Annotated in this window: 16 protein-coding genes, 1 tRNA gene and 1 pseudogene; 16 read left to right on the top strand and 2 right to left on the bottom strand. The window is 47.2% G+C overall.

What is annotated here, in order from left to right; genetic code table 11:
* Window positions 1-87: 87 nt before the first annotated feature.
* The 5 genes and pseudogenes from E5S67_RS19330 to E5S67_RS19310 all read left to right on the top strand — a co-directional run.
* Window positions 88-303, top strand: a pseudogene (locus E5S67_RS19330) (HNH endonuclease); the annotation flags it as partial.
* 862 nt (window positions 304-1,165) lie between these two features.
* The gene (gene bchL, locus E5S67_RS19325; RefSeq protein WP_172189973.1) at window positions 1,166-2,032 is read left to right on the top strand and encodes a ferredoxin:protochlorophyllide reductase (ATP-dependent) iron-sulfur ATP-binding protein; all 867 of its coding nucleotides are present in this window, start codon (window positions 1,166-1,168) and stop codon (window positions 2,030-2,032) included.
* A 34-nt stretch (window positions 2,033-2,066) separates the two neighbouring features.
* On the top strand, window positions 2,067-3,560 hold the full coding sequence (locus E5S67_RS19320; protein WP_172189972.1) for a DUF5331 domain-containing protein: 1,494 nt from the start codon (window positions 2,067-2,069) through the stop codon (window positions 3,558-3,560).
* Window positions 3,561-4,040: 480 nt separating this feature from the next.
* Window positions 4,041-5,450: a ferredoxin:protochlorophyllide reductase (ATP-dependent) subunit N gene (locus tag E5S67_RS19315; protein ID WP_216670582.1), complete on the top strand. Its 1,410-nt coding sequence runs from the start codon at window positions 4,041-4,043 to the stop codon at window positions 5,448-5,450.
* A 121-nt stretch (window positions 5,451-5,571) separates the two neighbouring features.
* Window positions 5,572-5,802, top strand: a complete 231-nt coding sequence (locus E5S67_RS19310) for a type II toxin-antitoxin system HicB family antitoxin (RefSeq protein WP_172189971.1) — start codon at window positions 5,572-5,574, stop codon at window positions 5,800-5,802.
* Window positions 5,803-5,927: 125 nt separating this feature from the next.
* On the opposite strand, the gene E5S67_RS19305 is transcribed toward E5S67_RS19310, so the two are convergent.
* Entirely contained in the window at window positions 5,928-6,800 is an 873-nt protein-coding gene (locus E5S67_RS19305; RefSeq protein ID WP_246276868.1) for a hypothetical protein, read from the bottom strand.
* 187 nt (window positions 6,801-6,987) lie between these two features.
* On the opposite strand from E5S67_RS19305, the gene E5S67_RS19300 reads away from it, so the two are divergent.
* The 6 genes from E5S67_RS19300 to E5S67_RS19275 all read left to right on the top strand — a co-directional run bounded on the left by E5S67_RS19300 (window position 6,988) and on the right by E5S67_RS19275 (window position 13,432).
* Entirely contained in the window at window positions 6,988-8,043 is a 1,056-nt protein-coding gene (locus E5S67_RS19300) for a hypothetical protein (RefSeq protein WP_172189969.1), read from the top strand.
* Window positions 8,044-8,643: 600 nt separating this feature from the next.
* The gene (locus E5S67_RS19295) at window positions 8,644-8,799 is read left to right on the top strand and encodes a hypothetical protein (protein ID WP_172189968.1); all 156 of its coding nucleotides are present in this window, start codon (window positions 8,644-8,646) and stop codon (window positions 8,797-8,799) included.
* Between the two features lie 173 nt (window positions 8,800-8,972).
* On the top strand, window positions 8,973-9,641 hold the full coding sequence (locus E5S67_RS19290) for a DUF3318 domain-containing protein (RefSeq protein WP_172189967.1): 669 nt from the start codon (window positions 8,973-8,975) through the stop codon (window positions 9,639-9,641).
* 373 nt (window positions 9,642-10,014) lie between these two features.
* Window positions 10,015-11,013 (top strand): sugar transferase, encoded by a 999-nt coding sequence (locus tag E5S67_RS19285; RefSeq protein WP_172189966.1) that lies wholly within the window; start codon window positions 10,015-10,017, stop codon window positions 11,011-11,013.
* A 547-nt stretch (window positions 11,014-11,560) separates the two neighbouring features.
* Complete coding sequence (locus tag E5S67_RS19280) at window positions 11,561-11,998, top strand: ATP-binding protein (RefSeq protein WP_172189964.1); 438 nt, start codon at window positions 11,561-11,563, stop codon at window positions 11,996-11,998.
* Between the two features lie 165 nt (window positions 11,999-12,163).
* Window positions 12,164-13,432, top strand: coding sequence for a WcaI family glycosyltransferase (locus E5S67_RS19275; protein WP_172189962.1), 1,269 nt, complete (start codon window positions 12,164-12,166; stop codon window positions 13,430-13,432).
* Window positions 13,433-13,477: 45 nt separating this feature from the next.
* Here E5S67_RS19275 and E5S67_RS19270 read toward each other — a convergent pair whose 3' ends face one another.
* A complete protein-coding gene (locus tag E5S67_RS19270) occupies window positions 13,478-13,828 on the bottom strand; it encodes a Na+/H+ antiporter NhaC family protein (protein WP_172189960.1) in 351 nt (116 codons plus the stop codon).
* 212 nt (window positions 13,829-14,040) lie between these two features.
* On the opposite strand from E5S67_RS19270, the gene yqeK reads away from it, so the two are divergent.
* The 5 genes from yqeK (at window position 14,041) to E5S67_RS19245 (ending at window position 17,072) form a co-directional block, all read left to right on the top strand.
* A complete protein-coding gene (gene yqeK / locus E5S67_RS19265) occupies window positions 14,041-14,673 on the top strand; it encodes a bis(5'-nucleosyl)-tetraphosphatase (symmetrical) YqeK (protein WP_172189958.1) in 633 nt (210 codons plus the stop codon).
* 138 nt (window positions 14,674-14,811) lie between these two features.
* On the top strand, window positions 14,812-15,231 hold the full coding sequence (rsfS, locus tag E5S67_RS19260) for a ribosome silencing factor (protein ID WP_172189956.1): 420 nt from the start codon (window positions 14,812-14,814) through the stop codon (window positions 15,229-15,231).
* A gap of 2 nt (window positions 15,232-15,233) precedes the next feature.
* Complete coding sequence (locus E5S67_RS19255) at window positions 15,234-15,743, top strand: CGLD27 family protein (protein WP_172189954.1); 510 nt, start codon at window positions 15,234-15,236, stop codon at window positions 15,741-15,743.
* 180 nt (window positions 15,744-15,923) lie between these two features.
* On the top strand, window positions 15,924-16,877 hold the full coding sequence (locus E5S67_RS19250; protein WP_172189952.1) for an asparaginase: 954 nt from the start codon (window positions 15,924-15,926) through the stop codon (window positions 16,875-16,877).
* A gap of 118 nt (window positions 16,878-16,995) precedes the next feature.
* Window positions 16,996-17,072, top strand: a tRNA-Met gene (locus E5S67_RS19245).
* The last annotated feature ends 229 nt before the right edge of the window (window positions 17,073-17,301 follow it).

The raw sequence follows: 17,301 nt of genomic DNA, 5'->3' as shown, positions 1-17,301 counted from the left end.
AAGTTGACGTTGGAAGTTATTGCTTCTTTGACGGGATGGGAATTTATTTTAGATGCTCTATCTGTAGCATGACTTTAGGAAATTGGTATAATAGAAGTTGACCCTATCGTCCCCAGAGCCTTTGGAGGTAAGGATGAGTACAAAAATCTTCAACTATTGCATCGGCATTGTCACGATGTGAAAACTAAAACCGACTTGGAATCAATCAGGAAACACAACCTGGAACTCCTATCTTCAGGAAAGAAACCTCAAGCAAGTCGGAAGAAGGGGAAGCCCTCAAATGACAAGAGTACACCCGAGTAGCCGTGTGCTAGGAAACTGGCAAGCACGTTTCCGAATGGGAGGGAGAGGATAGTAATATCTTCTCTCGACCCTACCTCATTGGGAAAAAATAATATTCTCCCACAGTCCCACAGTCCTCCTCTTCCCCTCCCCCAATCTCCCACCAATTCCTAAAAATTCACAATTTTTTACACAACACTCAAAACCCCAGCAAAATTACCCACAACAGCAGAAAGCTAACATCACTTTGCCCTCCCCCCATCCAACTGGGCCAAACTCACTCTCTCGTTTACCTCATCCACTAGCGCCTTTGTGCCCGTTCAAGTTACCCGCACAAGCCATCAACTGCCTGCATCCCAGCCCCAAAGCCAAAAGCCCAGATTGTTTGAGAAGTTAATTTTTTTTTTTTTTTTGTACCTCTTTATATTAAAAAAATATCTTAAAAGTAATTAAAAATCTAAAAAGATTATAAAAATAGATTTTTAGTTCAAAAAACCAGTTAAGATTCCCACAAGTGCAAAATAAACAAATTTACTAGCATTTTCATTTAGACGCCCCCTTTCTTTTCCTCGCAAGTTAGCTAATAATGCTTTCAACGAGGTGACTTAGGGCAGGCTCGAAAATTGGCCTACCCCAAAGACGGATACAAGCCCCAAACAAAAGTCGTCGAGAGCGAAAAATTTTAGACATTAGGGAGAAGCCCCAGATTCATCTGTGGAGTCAATCTAAAATCTGAAATCTCAAATCGACTGAAAGTAAGGGCATTGCAGTTGGGCTATTGCAACGTCGGCTAGTGCAATTGAGCTATTGCAGTTGGGCGTCGAAAAAAAGCATCAAACCCCAGCCCTCATAGTTTTGATAGAAACCTATAGGAGAACAAAGAGTGAAACTCGCAGTTTACGGAAAAGGTGGAATTGGCAAATCGACAACAAGCTGCAACATCTCCGTTGCCTTAGCCAAGCGCGGCAAAAAAGTTTTGCAAATCGGTTGCGATCCAAAGCACGACAGCACATTTACCCTCACTGGCTTCTTGATCCCGACAATTATTGACACCCTTCAGGAAAAGGACTATCACTACGAAGACGTTTGGCCCGAAGATGTCATTTACAAAGGCTATGGCGGCGTTGACTGCGTAGAAGCAGGTGGCCCTCCCGCAGGAGCTGGCTGCGGCGGCTATGTAGTCGGCGAAACAGTCAAACTGCTCAAAGAACTAAATGCCTTCGATGAATACGACATCATCCTGTTCGACGTGCTCGGCGACGTAGTGTGCGGCGGTTTTGCAGCCCCCTTGAACTACGCCGACTACTGCATGATTGTTACCGACAACGGGTTCGACGCTTTATTTGCAGCCAACCGTATCGCCGCCTCAGTCCGCGAAAAAGCCCGCACTCACCCGCTGCGACTCGCCGGTTTAATTGGCAACCGCACCTCAAAGCGCGACTTGATCGACAAGTACATTGACTCTGTACCGATGCCGGTGCTGGAAGTGCTGCCCTTGATTGAAGACATCCGCGTTTCTCGCGTCAAAGGCAAAACATTGTTTGAGATGGCCGAGAGCGATCCTTCCCTCAACTACGTGTGCGATTACTACCTCAACATCGCCGACCAGATTTTGGCCATGCCCGAAGGAGTAGTGCCCAACGACACGCCCGATCGCGAATTATTCTCGCTGCTATCAGATTTTTACCTAAATCCAGTGCAACCAGTGGTCAAGAAGGAGGAAGATGAGCTAGACCTGATGATGGTTTAATAGGTCTAGCGATCAGGATGAGGATAAAGAGGTTATGGCTTTTTTTGATACTTTTTCAGTTGCTCTCAAACAGAAGTGGTTGGACTACTACCAGGTTAATCGGGCTTGGCTGCTCCTGCACATGACGGCTGAGAACACGGTCGCCACACCCGACGGCGGGAAAAGGCCTGTTTCTTACCTCATCCTGGGAATTGCGGCTGCCCTGGAGCCGGAACTCCAGCAATTAATGCTGCCCTTCTCAAAACTGAAGGCGGATGCAGACAGCCTGATCGAAGTGTTGGGGCTAAATTTTGACCCGGACCTGGCCCTGGGTATGCCCTCAAGTACGGCGCAACAAACGGCCAGCCAAACTCCAACAACTGCTGCACCCGCAGCGACTCAAACAGCAACTGCTGCACCCGCAGCGGCTCAAACAGCAACTGCTGCACCCGCAGCGGCTCAAACAGTAAATGCTGCACCCGCAGCGGCTCAAACAGTAAATGCTGCACCCGCAGCGGCTCAAACAGTAACTGCTGCACCCGCAGCGGCTCAAACAGTAACTGCTGCACCCGCAGCGGCTCAAACAGCAACTGCTGCACCCGCTGATGCCCAATCTAATAAATTGGGCGGTGCGGGCTTAGCAGCAGCCGGAGTAGTCGCTGGAGTCGCCGGAGCGGCCGGTCTGGCTGCTGCTGCGTCAGCACTGAGCTCCGACGAGGAATCCTTCGATGAGTTTGAGGAAGAAGCAGTCTCTGACTTCGACCTGGGCGATGACGAGGAAGAAGCAGTCTCCGACTTCGATCTGGGCGATGACGAGGAAGAAGCAGTCTCCGACTTCGACCTGGACGACGATGAGGAAGAAGCAGTCTCCGACTTCGACCTGGACGACGATGAGGAAGAAGCCTCGGCTTTGGACGGTCTCGACCTCGGCGATGATGAGGAAGACGCGGTATCTGACTTCGATATGGGTGAGGATGAGGAAGACGTGGTATCTGACTTCGACCTCGGCGACGACGAGGAAGATGTCGTATCTGACTTCGACCTCGGCGACGACGAGGAAGAAGAAGCCTTGGGTTTGGGCGGTCTCGACCTCGGCGATGACGAGGAAGAAGAATCCTCGGCTTTGGACGGTCTCGGCCTCGGCGATGACGATGAAGAAGCCTCGGCTTTGGGCGGTCTCGACCTCGGCGATGATGATGAAGAAGCATCCTCACAATTTGGGACTTTGACCTCTGGGGATCTCGAAGCGGGGATATCCGATCCGTTTGGGGAAGAAGATGAAGATTTTGTCGCGGAAGAAATACCCGATCCGTTTGGGACAGCGACCTCAGATGACCTAGACATGGATCTGGGCGACTTGGACGAAGACGGTATTGACGATTTCTCTGTATCTGATGACGATGACCTCGACGATCTCGGACTTGACGATCTGGGGGAAGCAACTACCGGAGATCCTGACGAAGATGATTTAGATGCTTTAGGTCTCGGCGATTTGGATTCCGACGATGAGGATGAAGAAATTTCGGGCTTTTTGTCGGATTTTAAGTGAGGTTGTTGCGATCGCCCGCGTCTCTCCTAGTCTTGAAGTTTCCCGCTCTATTTGTGAGTTGTGAGTTGTGAGCTGTTAATTATTTTATTAGCTCAAACTCACAACTGCCAAAAGGCTTTTTGGCTTAGCGAGTTGAAGAACACTAAATCCCTGCTGTGAGGGATTATATGCCCTCGCGCAGAATTTTTTAGCCCAAATTTTGGATGCTGCGGCTGCTGCGGAAATATTGAGTGGGCTGCATCTATTTTTCAGGGGAATTACGCCAAAACCAGGTATTTCTATTATTGTTCGCTGCTTCAGCGCGATCGCAAAAAACAGATTTTTTTTCGCTCCTGTGCCTGTTCGCGTTTGATAGAAAAAATAACCTATTTCTCTCGTCCGCGAGAGCAGCGAGGCGATCGCAAAATCCAGGTATTTCCTCGCTAGGCGAGCCTGTCCTGTTCGAGACTAAAAACAATTTAAAGGGAGAACATTTGAAATATGACTGCTATTACTACTAATGAACCGGAAGCTTTAAACTTTGAATGCGAAACAGGCAATTATCACACTTTTTGTCCGATTAGCTGCGTAGCTTGGCTTTATCAAAAAATTGAAGATAGCTTTTTCTTGGTCATCGGTACTAAGACTTGCGGCTATTTCTTGCAAAACGCAATGGGCGTGATGATTTTTGCTGAGCCTCGCTATGCGATGGCTGAGTTGGAAGAAGGCGATATTTCCGCTCAGTTAAACGACTATGATGAGTTGAAGCGGCTGTGCTTGCAAATTAAGCGCGATCGTAACCCGAGTGTAATTGTCTGGATCGGCACTTGCACCACCGAAATCATCAAAATGGATTTGGAAGGGTTAGCGCCGAAACTCGAAGCAGAAATTGGCATTCCCATCGTCACAGCGCGCGCTAACGGCTTGGATTACGCTTTTACTCAAGGGGAAGATACCGTTTTAGCAGCGATGGCTGCTAAATGCCCTGAGAAAGCGCCCGTGATGGAATCTCAGAAACAAGAACGCAATGCTATCTCTCAACTGCTGAATTTCGGCAAGAAAAAAGAGGAAGTTGCAGCAGATGAATCGGAATATGTCAAGCACACACCGCTGGTACTTTTCGGTTCTTTGCCCGATCCGGTTGTTACTCAGCTAACTCTAGAATTGAAGAAGCAAGGAATCAAAGTTTCCGGTTGGCTTCCTTCCAAGCGCTACACTGAATTGCCAGTCTTGGAAGAAGGCTATTATGTATCGGGCATGAATCCGTTCTTGTCGCGCACTGCTTCTACGTTGATGCGCCGCCGCAAGTGTAAGCTAATTGGTTCGCCATTCCCGATCGGCCCTGACGGAACTCGCGCTTGGATTGAAAAGATTTGCTCAGTATTGGGAATTGAACCAAAAGGTTTGGACGAACGGGAAGCGCAAATCTGGGCTGGCTTGGAAGATTACCTGCAAATAATTCGCGGTAAATCTGTCTTCTTTATGGGAGACAATTTGCTAGAGATTTCTTTAGCACGTTTCTTGATTCGCTGCGGCATGACTTGCCCGGAAATCGGAATTCCTTACATGGACAAGCGCTATCAGGCGGCAGAATTGGCTTTGTTAGAAAAAACTTGTCACGAGATGGGAGTTCCTACTCCTCGGATTGTGGAGAAACCGGACAATTACAATCAGCTTCAGCGGATTTACGAGCAGAATATTGACTTGGTGATTACTGGTATGGCTCACGCTAATCCTTTGGAAGCGCGGGGGATTAATACTAAGTGGTCTGTTGAGTTTACTTTTGCTCAGATTCACGGCTTTGGTAATGCGCGGGATATTTTGGAGTTGGTGACTCGTCCGCTGCGCCGGAATAATTCGCTGAAGGATTTGGGTTGGGGTAATTTGGTGAAGAATGAAGCGAAGGTTTAATCGTTTTTAGTAAGAGAGTAAGGTGGGCGTTGCTCACCTTATTTTTTTAGGAACCGCTGATGTAGGCGGATTGACGCAGATGAACGCGGATGAAGTGTGCGATCGCTCTTTTAATTAGAAGATGAAAGTCAAGCTTAAATCTCTAGATTATTACTTGAGCCTGAAATATGGTATCAGTTTTTACCGAGAATCTGAAGGTTATACAGCCATAATAAAAGACCTTCCGGGTTGTATGTCTGTAGGTGAAACTTTGTCGGAAGCGACGGAGAACATTGAGGAAGCTAGGGAATTGTGGGTAGAGACTGCTTATGAGTGCGGCGATGAGATTCCTTTACCTGCGGTTGATGTTTAGCATAAAGGACAATCGAGTTTGAGGGAGGGTTAAAGGGCGATCGCTATTTTATTTTTTTATGCACCGCTGATACAGGCAGATTAACGCAGATTAACGTGGATTAAGAGTGCGGTCGTACTTTTCAATCAATTTACAATTACGCCAAATTTTAATAACATTCTAGGCAAATAATCATCCAAATTTTTGATGTGTTCATCTGTTAACTCAATCAGGTTGAGTTCGTACTTCTGATATAGTTCTTGTTTCACTTCCTTACGCGCCACATACTCCGGGTTGTTCTCATATCCCCAGTATTCAATATACACCTTTCCCCCAGGAATATAAAAGTCACAGTAAGCTTCTTCCTCTATGGGTAGTCGGCGTTCATAGGCGTGAACAAGCTCCGCCATATAGAGCCAATTATCAATCAAAACTTCAGCTTTAGACCGCACAAAATGACCGTCGGTTGTTCGATGCTGTGCACTCGCCCGAAACTTCTCGCGGAACCCTAGCTTTGTGTTTACTTCTGTTTTGCTCTGTTCTGAATTGTCACCTTTAAGACTCTCAATAGTCGCTAGAAAAACTTGATTTGTCAGTATAGATTCTGGCCAAAGCACATAAGGAGTGTTATCTTGAGGGTAGGTTTTTTCCACCGCCCCAAAACCTATTCCCCGCTTAGTGGCTACCCAGCCGTTGCGCTCTTTGTTTACCAATCCTAACTCCGCTAAAATCGGATTGACTTTGTGCTTTGATATTTCTAGTTTCTCGCTGATGCTGGTAGCGGACAGAAGTGAGGGGGAAGAGGATTGTTGGGGTTTAGGTTTGGGCGCTGACACGGGTTGAGCGTTGTTAGCTTTCCAATGTTCGTAGCATAATTTGTGACCGGGTTTTGAAACTGCTTGATTGCATCCTGCCACCGTGCAGGTTTCTGCTGAAATGGCAGATAAAGCTTGATTTATGGCTGCTAGCTTGCGGAGCAAAGGATCTAAGGTCATATTAACAGCTTGAGATCTATTCAAAAATAGTACCACTTTAATTTCTATGCAGTCAAGAATTAAAAACTGGCGATTTTCTGTGGGATAGCTTCACTAGCGCGCACTTTTCCCCAACCCTTCCAGAATCTCAGGCCACACGCCCGTAACACGATCGCAGGTACGATCGCCTATAATCGAAACTAGCCCAACTCTCATCAGTTGAGAAACCGCCATGAGTCAAGACAAGGAAGAAATTAGCTATTCAGAGAAAACAGAACGTCTCAGAGTTATCGGTCAGTTTATCAAAACAGTGACACCGATGATTTGGACGATCGTAATTTTAGTAGTTATCATTCCCCTATTAGGTAACTTTCTAATTTCCCAGTCACTAACAAATACGGGAACCACAGCAGTTGTAGTCTCGCCGCCACACGATTTTAGCAAAGTCAACCAAGACGTTAAAAACGCTATCCAACAATCTCATATAACTGCCGAAACTTTCGCATCTAAAGAGTTGGACAAATGGGAAACCGAAGTAATCGCGCGAGTTGACAACAGTTTCCTCGATTGGTACTTCGATTACTTCAATCAAAAAAAGATGGAGTTTACCGTACCTTTTAATTTCGTGAAATCAGCCGTACTCAACAGATTTGATATGACAGCAGCATCTCGTGCTGTTTCAGAAAAATTAACCGAGGACTTTCAAAGAGAATTTGCTAACCGCGTGCTGGTGCCAAAAAACGCTCAACTGCGCTTTCAATTAATCACTCAAGATACTGCTAATTTGTACATATCAGAAGTTAGCAAAAATGTTAAAGTAGTTCAAAACAATTATAGCATACCGCAGGTACAGTGGGACAAATATTTGAACGATATTGCTACCACAATTAGCGACAAAGGAAACGTCTCGAATTTATCATTAAAAGTATTAGTTGGCGGTAGCGGTTACTTGGTTGCTAAACCCTTAATTTTGGGAGTCGCAGCTAAAGTTGGTAGTAAAGTTACCGCCAAAGTTGCCAGCAAAGCCGCCGCCAAAGTTGCCACAAAAACAGGCGGTACAGTTGCGAGTCAGTTGGGAGTAAGTTTAATCGACCCGATTGTCGGCATCGGGATTATCATTTGGGATTTGTGGGATTACAATCACACAGTCAAAGTAGAAAGACCGATTTTGCGGGAACACATTGTAGAATACTTGAAAGATGTCAAAAAGTCCCTGCTTACAAATCCTGAAAGCGGAATCATGGCAGCAATTTATCAGTTAGAAAGCGGTCTTCTCAAGTCACTTTAATTATTTGGCGTTGCTTAATACAGGTATAATTGAAGATTTCACAATTGCCATAAGCCAAGTATGGTTGATTTTTTTAATTCCAAACAAAATAGGTTCATACCTCTATTCAGCAACGCCCAAAAATGTTGTTAATCAGAGATGGTGCTAGGTAGCAGAGAAATCAAAAAATGCAGAAGCTGTTAGTAATCAGGAAAAACGACGGTAAATTACAGTCCGAATTGTCAATAAATTGTTGTTTATTTAGCCCTTATGGTTCTCCAGAAAATTCTGTAGAAAGTATTGGGATACAAGGTAAAAGCATCTTAGACGTTTTTACGAGAGCTGTCAAAATTTTAGCATGGTTAAGAAACTATTGCAATTTTTATTTAATTTTAATAAAATTAAAATTAAATAAAAATGTTGGTTGTACACAAATGATTTATTTAGATTTGCTAGAGTTTCTCGACCGTCAAACTCCCCGAAAATTATCCGTTTAGAAGTGATGGAGTTTCGAGACGAAGATGGAAAAAATGTTGATGTCGATTATGGATTGCTGGACTTATGACAGTTGCAGTAGAACAATTTAAAAGCTCCTATAAACCCAGGTAGAGTTAGAGGGGAGTGAGTTTAACAGGCGAAGCTCGGCGGCACGGTTATTACAGAATTTCTGAAGTATTGAACAAAGGGGTGGGAGTTCAAAAAGGCATAACTTCTAAGCCGGAAGTTTTGTCGGCTTGGTCGAAATTGCTACAAGAAATCGAACCGTTGATGAAATAGTCGAAAGTCAATGATCGAGCAGGCAGTTGCGATCGCCCTCTTCGAGTAAAATCAAGTAAATTTGCAAGTATTGGTCGATCGACCCCCGTTGCTAGACTATATTTGGATTCAAGGTTTGCTATACTCCAGAAATAGACACATATTAACCTTTGGAAAATCAATAGGCCGGAGCTATGACATCCTATGCAACCTCTACAGCAAGAGCCGAGATGAGTGAGATCCGGCGCTTGAAAAATATACTGCCCCCAGAACTCCAAAGTTGGGTAACAGTAGAAAAAACAATAGAAGTTAATCCTACCCTGATCCGGAGCGAAGAAATAGGCAAAGACCAGGTAGAAATCCAAATAGACCTGATCCGCTGGGAACAGCTAGCAATGGATCAGCGCAACCTCCTATTTTGGCACGAAGTCGCCAGAATCCAAAACGACACCATCCCCAGAGATGGTTGGGAAATGGCAGCCCTCGCCATTGGTTTAGGCGGCGCCGTCGGTGAACTTTGGGTGCAAGACGGCTTGCTGTTAATACTGGCCCTATCCCTGTGCGGCGTCTCCGGCTGGAGACTTTACCAAAAAAACAACGGAGAGAAAAGTTTAAAAGAAGCAGTAGACGCCGACGAAAAAGCCCTCGCCCTGGCTACCCGCTTCGGCTACACACTCCCAAACGCCTACAAAAGCCTCGGCAGTGCCTTAAAAACCTTAATTGAGCAAACCTCCAAAAAACAGCAGCGGGCTAAATACGAAGCTCGTCTCCAGGCCCTCAAACGCAACGCAGCGAAAGCCAAAGCCAAAGTCAAACCCATCACCCGCGAAACTTCCCAGTCAGAAAACGTCTACAATTCTTAACCTCATCCTCCGGCACTTGTTACGGGGGTTTTGCAGTTAACGGTTAACTGTTGACTTCTGTGTTAGCTGTTAACTGTTAACTGCGGTGGCTATCCTGTGCAAGACAGGCAAAAAAATTATTAACGACAAGATTAATCGGCCTGAATCCACAAAAATCTTGATTCCGATGTCAAAGTTTGGCAGCGACTGCGTTCAAAAATCTTGGGGCTAAAACAGCGACTGGTAGACTCAAGTCTATTTTTGCCTTGGATATCACTCTCGGCGGGCGAGTTTTAAGGCGTTTTTGTAAAGTTTGTATAAAGCTAGCTTAAGAAGGAGCTGCTAGGACAGAATAAGCTAAAGACATCAGCTTGAAATTTGAAACCAGGACTTCATGGTCAGCCAAACCCCAGAGGCAGATTTTCGGGTTACGTACTTGGACGAGACTCCCTCAGTTCACATACCCGTGCGCTTGAGCGTACTTGAAGCGGTAAACTTCAAGACAACCTGCCAGCAACTTTTCTCTGGAAACACCGTTCCCAGCAAAATCGTCCTAGACTTCAGTCAGACCACATTCATCGACAGTAGCGGAATCGGTGCTTTAGTCAGCAACTTGAAATTTGCCAAACAGCGCGGCAGCGACTTGGTGCTCCGAAGCCTCAAGCCGCAGGTGATGGCAGTATTTGCTCTCACCAGCCTAGATCAAGTGCTGACTATCGAGCAACCCTCTGCAACCTCAACTCCCACAGAGACAAACCCCTCGGACAATCACCTACCGATGACCCACCCCTCAGTGCAATCGTGGGTGAAGCGGCTGATAGATGTCGTTGGGGCAATAGTTGGTTTGATGATTACAGGAATTTTACTCGTACCCATAGCTGCAGCCATCACGATCAACGATCCAGGCCCGATATTTTTTGCTCAAACCCGCTGCGGCTGGATGGGCAAACAATTTCGGATTTGGAAATTTCGATCGATGTGTACCAACGCCGAAGCGATGAAAGACCAAATCAAAAACCAAGCTTCTGGCGCATTTTTCAAAAATGACAACGACCCGCGGATTACCAAAGTCGGGCGCATCTTGCGCAAAACCAGTCTCGACGAACTGCCGCAGTTTTGGAACGTGCTCAAAGGAGAAATGAGTCTAGTCGGCACTAGACCGCCTACCCCAGACGAAGTTGAGCGCTACGAAGTCCCTCAGTGGCAGCGTTTGGATGTCAAACCCGGGATGACCGGGGAATGGCAAGTCAACGGTCGCTCTCAAGTCCGCGATTTTGAAGATGTCATCCGTTTAGACTTAAAATACCAACAAAACTGGAGCCTGGTGTATGACCTCAAACTAATTGTTAAAACTGTAACAGTCCTGTTTAACAAAAATAGCGGCGCTGTCTAGGAACCCTCAACAACCCACCCCTGAACTTTCAGGTGCTGTTGGGGACGGGCGGCGGGAACTCGAACTTGATACTTAGTCAAGCAGACGATCGCTAGCGATAGCTACGTTAGCATTAAGTGTTAAAATTCACACGCCCAGAAAATGCGCAGCTAGTTGCCAGCTCTGCAATCAGAGCATTAATAATTAGCAATTTGCGACTTCGAGGTTCTACTCGAACGATCCCAGCATGATTTTCGAGCACGAGAAGAACTCACCTGTGTTTAGAAAAGTACCGACTGCTAACACGGTTCAAGCTCAAATCACTGCCTCGCAAGCTGACTCGGGAATTTTCCCTATTTAAACGCCCTACCGAGGCGGGTTACAGTATCGGAAGTCTCTCATTTGCTGTGCGAGTAAATGGTGCGAAAGGAATGCTCACCTTGAGGCAAAACGGGCTTCTTCAACTCAAGCTTGACTTAACTAATATGTTGCCAAGACCTTGCCCTCCTTTTCCTCTCCCTCCGGCGCTGAGTACAGCGGTGGTGGGGGCCGACCAGGGGGAAGAAAGATGAAAGACAAGCAACCAAAGGCCGAGTCGCAGCTTCAGGTTGAAACAGACCTGAAGGCTTTAACATCCGTTTTGGAATGGTTGGAGAATATCGTTTTGCCCATGATACCAGCGGATTTCTGGTGGCAGTGCCGGCTGATAATCAACGAAGGCTTTACAAACGCTGTCCGCCACGCTCACCAGAACTTGCCCCCCGCGACGCCCATAGACATTGAGGTAAAAGTGTTTGCCGATTACTTAGAAATTAGGATTTGGGACAGGGGTCAACCCTTCAACTTAGAAGCAAAGCTGCACTCGATCATGCAAGAGCAGCGCGATCCCTTGGACAGAGAAGGAGAAAGGGGACTGGTGTTCATGTACAAGCTCACAGACGAGCTTCGGTATATCCGTACCGACGATCGCCGCAACTGCCTGGTAATGCGCAAAAATATTACTTGATGGCGCGATACCCGCCCGGTCAGGGCGGCTTCTTTCGCTCAGGTGGAAGAGATCCTAACGTCGCCCCCTGTTGTGCTACCGGGAACCCAACCACATCCTCTGCAATTCACCGGGTGCAGGCTCGATGCACGCGACAGCAGGACAATTTGCTTCAAACTAAATATTATGCGTATTCTAATTTATTCCTATAACTACTATCCAGAGCCGATCGGCATTGCCCCCCTGATGACAGAACTAGCGCAAGGTCTAGTCAAGCGCGGCCACGAAGTCCGAGTCGTCACAGGAATGCCCAACTATCCCCAGCGCCGGATTTATCCCCAATATCAGGGCAAATTTTACCTCACGGAAGAACACAACGGGGTCACAATTCAGCGCAGCTACCTGCGCGTCAACGGCCCCCATCCTACATTGCTAGACCGACTCCTGCTAGACGGCAGTTTTGTCGCCTCCAGCGCCGTCCAAGCCTTCAGAGGCTGGCGTCCCGACGTGATTTTCTCGACCATGCCCCCTTTACCGATTTGCGTCCCAGTCGCGTTTTACGGCTGGATTCGCGCTTGCCCGATCGTCCTCAACGTTCAGGATATCGTCTCAGAAGCAGCCGTGCGCGTCGGCTTGGTCAAAAAAAACGGACTGCTAGTTCGCATTGCTGACGCCTTAGAAAAATTGGCCTACTGCACAGCCAGCCAAGTCAGCGTCATCGACAGCGGTTTTGTCAACAAATTGCACTCTCAAGGAGTACCCCCGGAAAAAATAGTTTGCGTTCCCAATTGGGTTGATGTCAATTTCATTCGCCCCTTACCCAAGGAAAATAACTCATTTCGAGAAACCCACAAACTCAAGGGCAAATTTGTCGTTCTCTATGCTGGCAATATTGCCCTAACTCAAGGCTTGCAAACAGTTGTCCAAGCAGCGGCTCGTTTGAAACACATAACCGAAATCGCTTTTGTAATTGTGGGGGAATCAACAGCCTTGGCGCGCTTGCAAAAAGATTGCGAAACTTACAAAGCTAATAATGTAATGTTGCTGCCATTTGAACCGCGAGAAAAATTGCCCGAATTGTTAGCTGCTGCTGATGTTAGTTTAGTCGTACAAAAGCGCCGCGTTACTAACTTCAATATGCCTTCAAAAATTCAAGTAATTCTCGCCAGCGGCAGGGCAATTTTGGCGTCGGTTCCTGAAACTGGTACGGCCCAGAAAGCAGTGCAGCAAAGCGGTGGCGGGGTGGTGGTAGCGCCGGAAGATTCGCAGGCTTTGGCAGATGCAGTTGAAGATTTGTACTTAAATCCCGATCGGGTGGATGCGTTGGGCGAGCAAGGCAGAAATTATGCTGTGGAGAATTACGGATTTGAGGAAGCTTTGAATCATTATGAAGCTTTATTTGCCGCCGTTGCAGCGAGTCATGGTGAGAAAGTATTGGCACCGCTGCCCAAATAAGATCGGCGCTTGAAACCGCGCGTGCTGTACAGTGCCAAAAGATGTTCAGAGCAGTACAGAAATAACGCTCGTTAAGATAAACGCCTCAAAAATAAAATAGTGAGCGTCGATCGATTTAATTGCCCAATCTAGCAGAACCGGAACAGTAATAGCAGCCATCAAGGCAGCTATTACTGCACCAATTAAAAGTAAAATAGCGATAACAGAAAAAGATTTTTGACTGCCAACAACAGCCATTTCGGTTAAGCTTTTTAGCGTAAATCCCCTTCTCAACAAAATGGCAATCAAAATTACCATCGAAGCCAGAAGTGGAGCAACTAAAAAAAACCTTTGATGGCACTGACTAAAAGTAGAACAAATGAAATAATTACCAAAAACAGCCAATCCATCAGACATATCCAAAAAATAAAATGTCTCTAAAAGATAGACTAGGGCGTGTTTTCTTTCCCCGGATCTCCCCTAGCACCCTTTAATAAGACGGGGATAAGAGAATTGTTTCGTCGCCCGATGTTTTGGGGGACACGAGGGGGATCGAGACTTGGATATAACCCAGACAATGAGAAGAAAACGCTAAAATAAAATAAACTATACAATTTTGGAGTTAATATTTGACACTTGCACCCGCGCGCGAAAATGTCCTAGCTTGGCTCTCTGAGCGCGTTCCTGCTGCCCGCATTAAACACATCCTCGGAGTCGAACAGGTAGCAGGTGACTTGGCTCGCCATTACGGCCTCGACGAAGCAAAAGCCCGATCGGCCGGTTTGTTGCACGATTTGGCAAAATACTTCAAACCTCAACTGCTGCTGCAAATGGCAAGGGCGGAAGGTTTAGAGTTAGACTCAGTGTTGGAAGCACACCCGCATTTGCTGCACGCAGACGGGAGCGCGATCGTCGCCAGAGACGAATTCGGGGTGGTCGATCGAGAAATTTTGGACGCAATCGCCAATCACACCCTCGGCAGACCAAACATGAGCCAGCTCAGTTGTACCGTATTCATAGCAGACACTATAGAGCCGAGCCGCGGCAACACAGCCGAACTAGAAGCACTGCGCGAGGCAAGCTTGCAAAATCTTTATGCAGCCGTGTGGCAAACTAGCGATTATTCTCTTAAATATTTGCTAGAAACTCGCTGCTACATCCACCCCCGCACCGTACTTACGCGCAATTGGGCGCTGCAAATGGCTCGATCGCCGGAAACAGGAAATTCGACGGAGAAGTCGATCGAACAAATCACAAGTTAAAAGTAAAATTTACCAGAAATCCTGTTCTTACTTTTGGCTTCAACCTAACTCCTATTTCTCGTCTCAAACTGCCAACAACCCATCGCTAGTAGCGCACCGATTCCCCCTTACCGTATCAATTAGGAACTTAAACACTTAATGTCAGATCTAACCCAACTCGAATATTCCAGGGCCCAGTCTACAGCAACGGACGGCACCTCCTCAGACGAAGCCCGCGGCCTGATCATGACTGTTGCTCAAGCAGCCGATGACCGTAAAGCAGTAGACATTGTATTGCTCCGGGTGTCAGAAGTATGCTACTTGGCAGACTACTTTGCGATCGTCACCGGATTTTCCAACGTCCAAGTACGAGCCATCTCCCAAGCAATAGCAGACCAAGTGGAAGAAGAGTGGCAACGCTTGCCACTTCGTACACAAGGCCTATCAGACGCTAGTTGGGTCGTCATGGACTACGGCGACGCGATCGTTCACATTTTGAAGCCTCAAGAGCGGGAGTTCTACAATTTAGAAGCGTTCTGGGGACACGCCGAACGCATTGACTTTTCCCCCGCGCCGTGAGGATGGCTAATGTGAAAAACGTTTCTGCTTCTATTTGTCCCGTTCCGCAAGAACAGCGACCGATCAATGAATACCAAGAACTTAAAGAATCCTGGTTTTTTAGCTGGGTAACACTCAATTGGCCCGGATACCTGGCAAAACTAGCTTGGGTCTGGGCTTGGAGTTGCTTGGTATCGGTGCCGATAGCTGCTTCTAGCTTTGCTCCTGTCAAGTATCCAGCTCAGTTTGTCCTCAGCGGTGCCGCAGGTGCCGGTTTTATTCTAGGATTAGCTTTGCTGCGGCTCTACTTGGGTTGGTTCTACGTGCGATCGCGCCTTTCAAATCCCACGGTCGTCTACGAAGAGTCTGGCTGGTACGATTGTCAATCTTGGCCTAAAACTCCCGAAGTTTTGCTTCAAGACCAGTTGATTGTCAACTACCAACTAGAACCAATTCTCAGGCGTCTGCGACAGACATTTTATGGTTTGACAGTATTGCTGGTTGCCGGGGGACTAACTTGGAGTTGTTTGTAATCGGGAATGGAAGGGAGTTTTGAGTTTTGAGATTGCCGCCCACAGCCAACAACGCACACGGAGTGCATGAGTCAGAAACGATCGCAGAAAGATTAACTTTATAACTCTTAACTGGCAGCTCGCAACTCATAACTTCCTGAACCCCAATCTAAAATCTAAAATCTAAAATCTAAAATTGATATGACAAGGGGAAAACGAACCCAAGCTCCCGAACTTGAAGTCACACTGCTGCGCGAAGGTATTGTGGAATCGAGGCACCGCGCCCAGGCCGCTGTCTGCGACAACCGCGGGCGCGTTCTGTCCGTTGCTGGTAACTCGGAAACGGCCTCATTTGTCCGTTCTTCACTCAAGCCTTTTCAAGCTTTGGCGGTGACGGCGACTGGCACTTTAGAACGCTACGAATTGACCGATCGAGATTTAGCGATTATTTGCAGTTCCCATCAAGGTACGATCGAGCAATCGCGCCAGGTATTTAACGTCCTGTGGCGCTGCGACATTGACCCCTCTAAACTTCAATGCCCCATTCCCGAAGGCAAAAAGAGCGCCCTGCAATACAACTGCTCCGGCAAACACGCCGGAATGCTGGCTGTCTGTCAGCAACTGCACTGGCCTATGGAAACTTATTTGCGCCGCAAACATCCCGTCCAGCAGCTTATTTTGGGCAAAGTGGCTGACTTGCTGGCAATGCCTGCCGAAGAGTTTATCAGCGCTCGCGACGACTGCGGCGCTCCTACCTATCTGTTGCAGTTGGGGCAAATGGCGTCTTTGTACGCTCAGTTAGCCTCCGGCAACAATGTGGATATGGAGCGGATTGTCCGCGCTATGACTCATCACCCGATGATGGTTGCGGGTGAGGGCAAATTTGATACGGAACTGATGCGCTTGACTCAAGGGGAATTGGTGAGCAAGTCCGGCGCCGAAGGGGTGCAGTGTATTGGCCGCGTTGGCGAAGGCATGGGCTTGGCAATTAAGGTGACGGATGGGGGAAAGCGCGCTCAATTTGCTGTGGCGATTCACTTGCTCAAGCAGTTGGGGTGGATTACTCCGACGATCGCCGAAACTCTTTCGGAGACTTACCTCACTCTCAGCGACTTCAAGCGCTTGGAGGTAATCGGGGAAGTTTCGATGCTTTAGTGCGATCGAGACTCTGAGCCGATTTCAGCAACCCCTCCCACAATCTCAAAAGTTTTTTTGATTGTGGGGTTGCTATTTTCAGAAAGATATGTTTATATTAGAAAGACAGACAAAGCGACGCGGGATAGAGCAGCCTGGTAGCTCGTCGGGCTCATAACCCGAAGGTCAGTGGTTCAAATCCACTTCCCGCCACCAAATTAAATAAGACAAGCCCCGGCAGCCTAAAAGTTGCTGGGGTTTGTTTTATACCGTCCCTGACCTCTATCTGTAAGAAAAATTAGGACACAGCAGTGCTGTGTCCCTACTGGATATTTGTGTTTTATCCAAAAGGAAAAGATCGGACCGATCCTCAACTTCCAGACTTAACCCCATACTTTTCGACGATCGATCGTTTGTGCAAGCTTTATTTGTCAAAAATCTGCAA

It is taken from the genome of Microcoleus asticus IPMA8, from assembly GCF_013179805.1.
GTDB lineage: Bacteria > Cyanobacteriota > Cyanobacteriia > Cyanobacteriales > Microcoleaceae > Microcoleus > Microcoleus asticus.
This window is presented reverse-complemented; position numbering and strand designations above follow the sequence as displayed.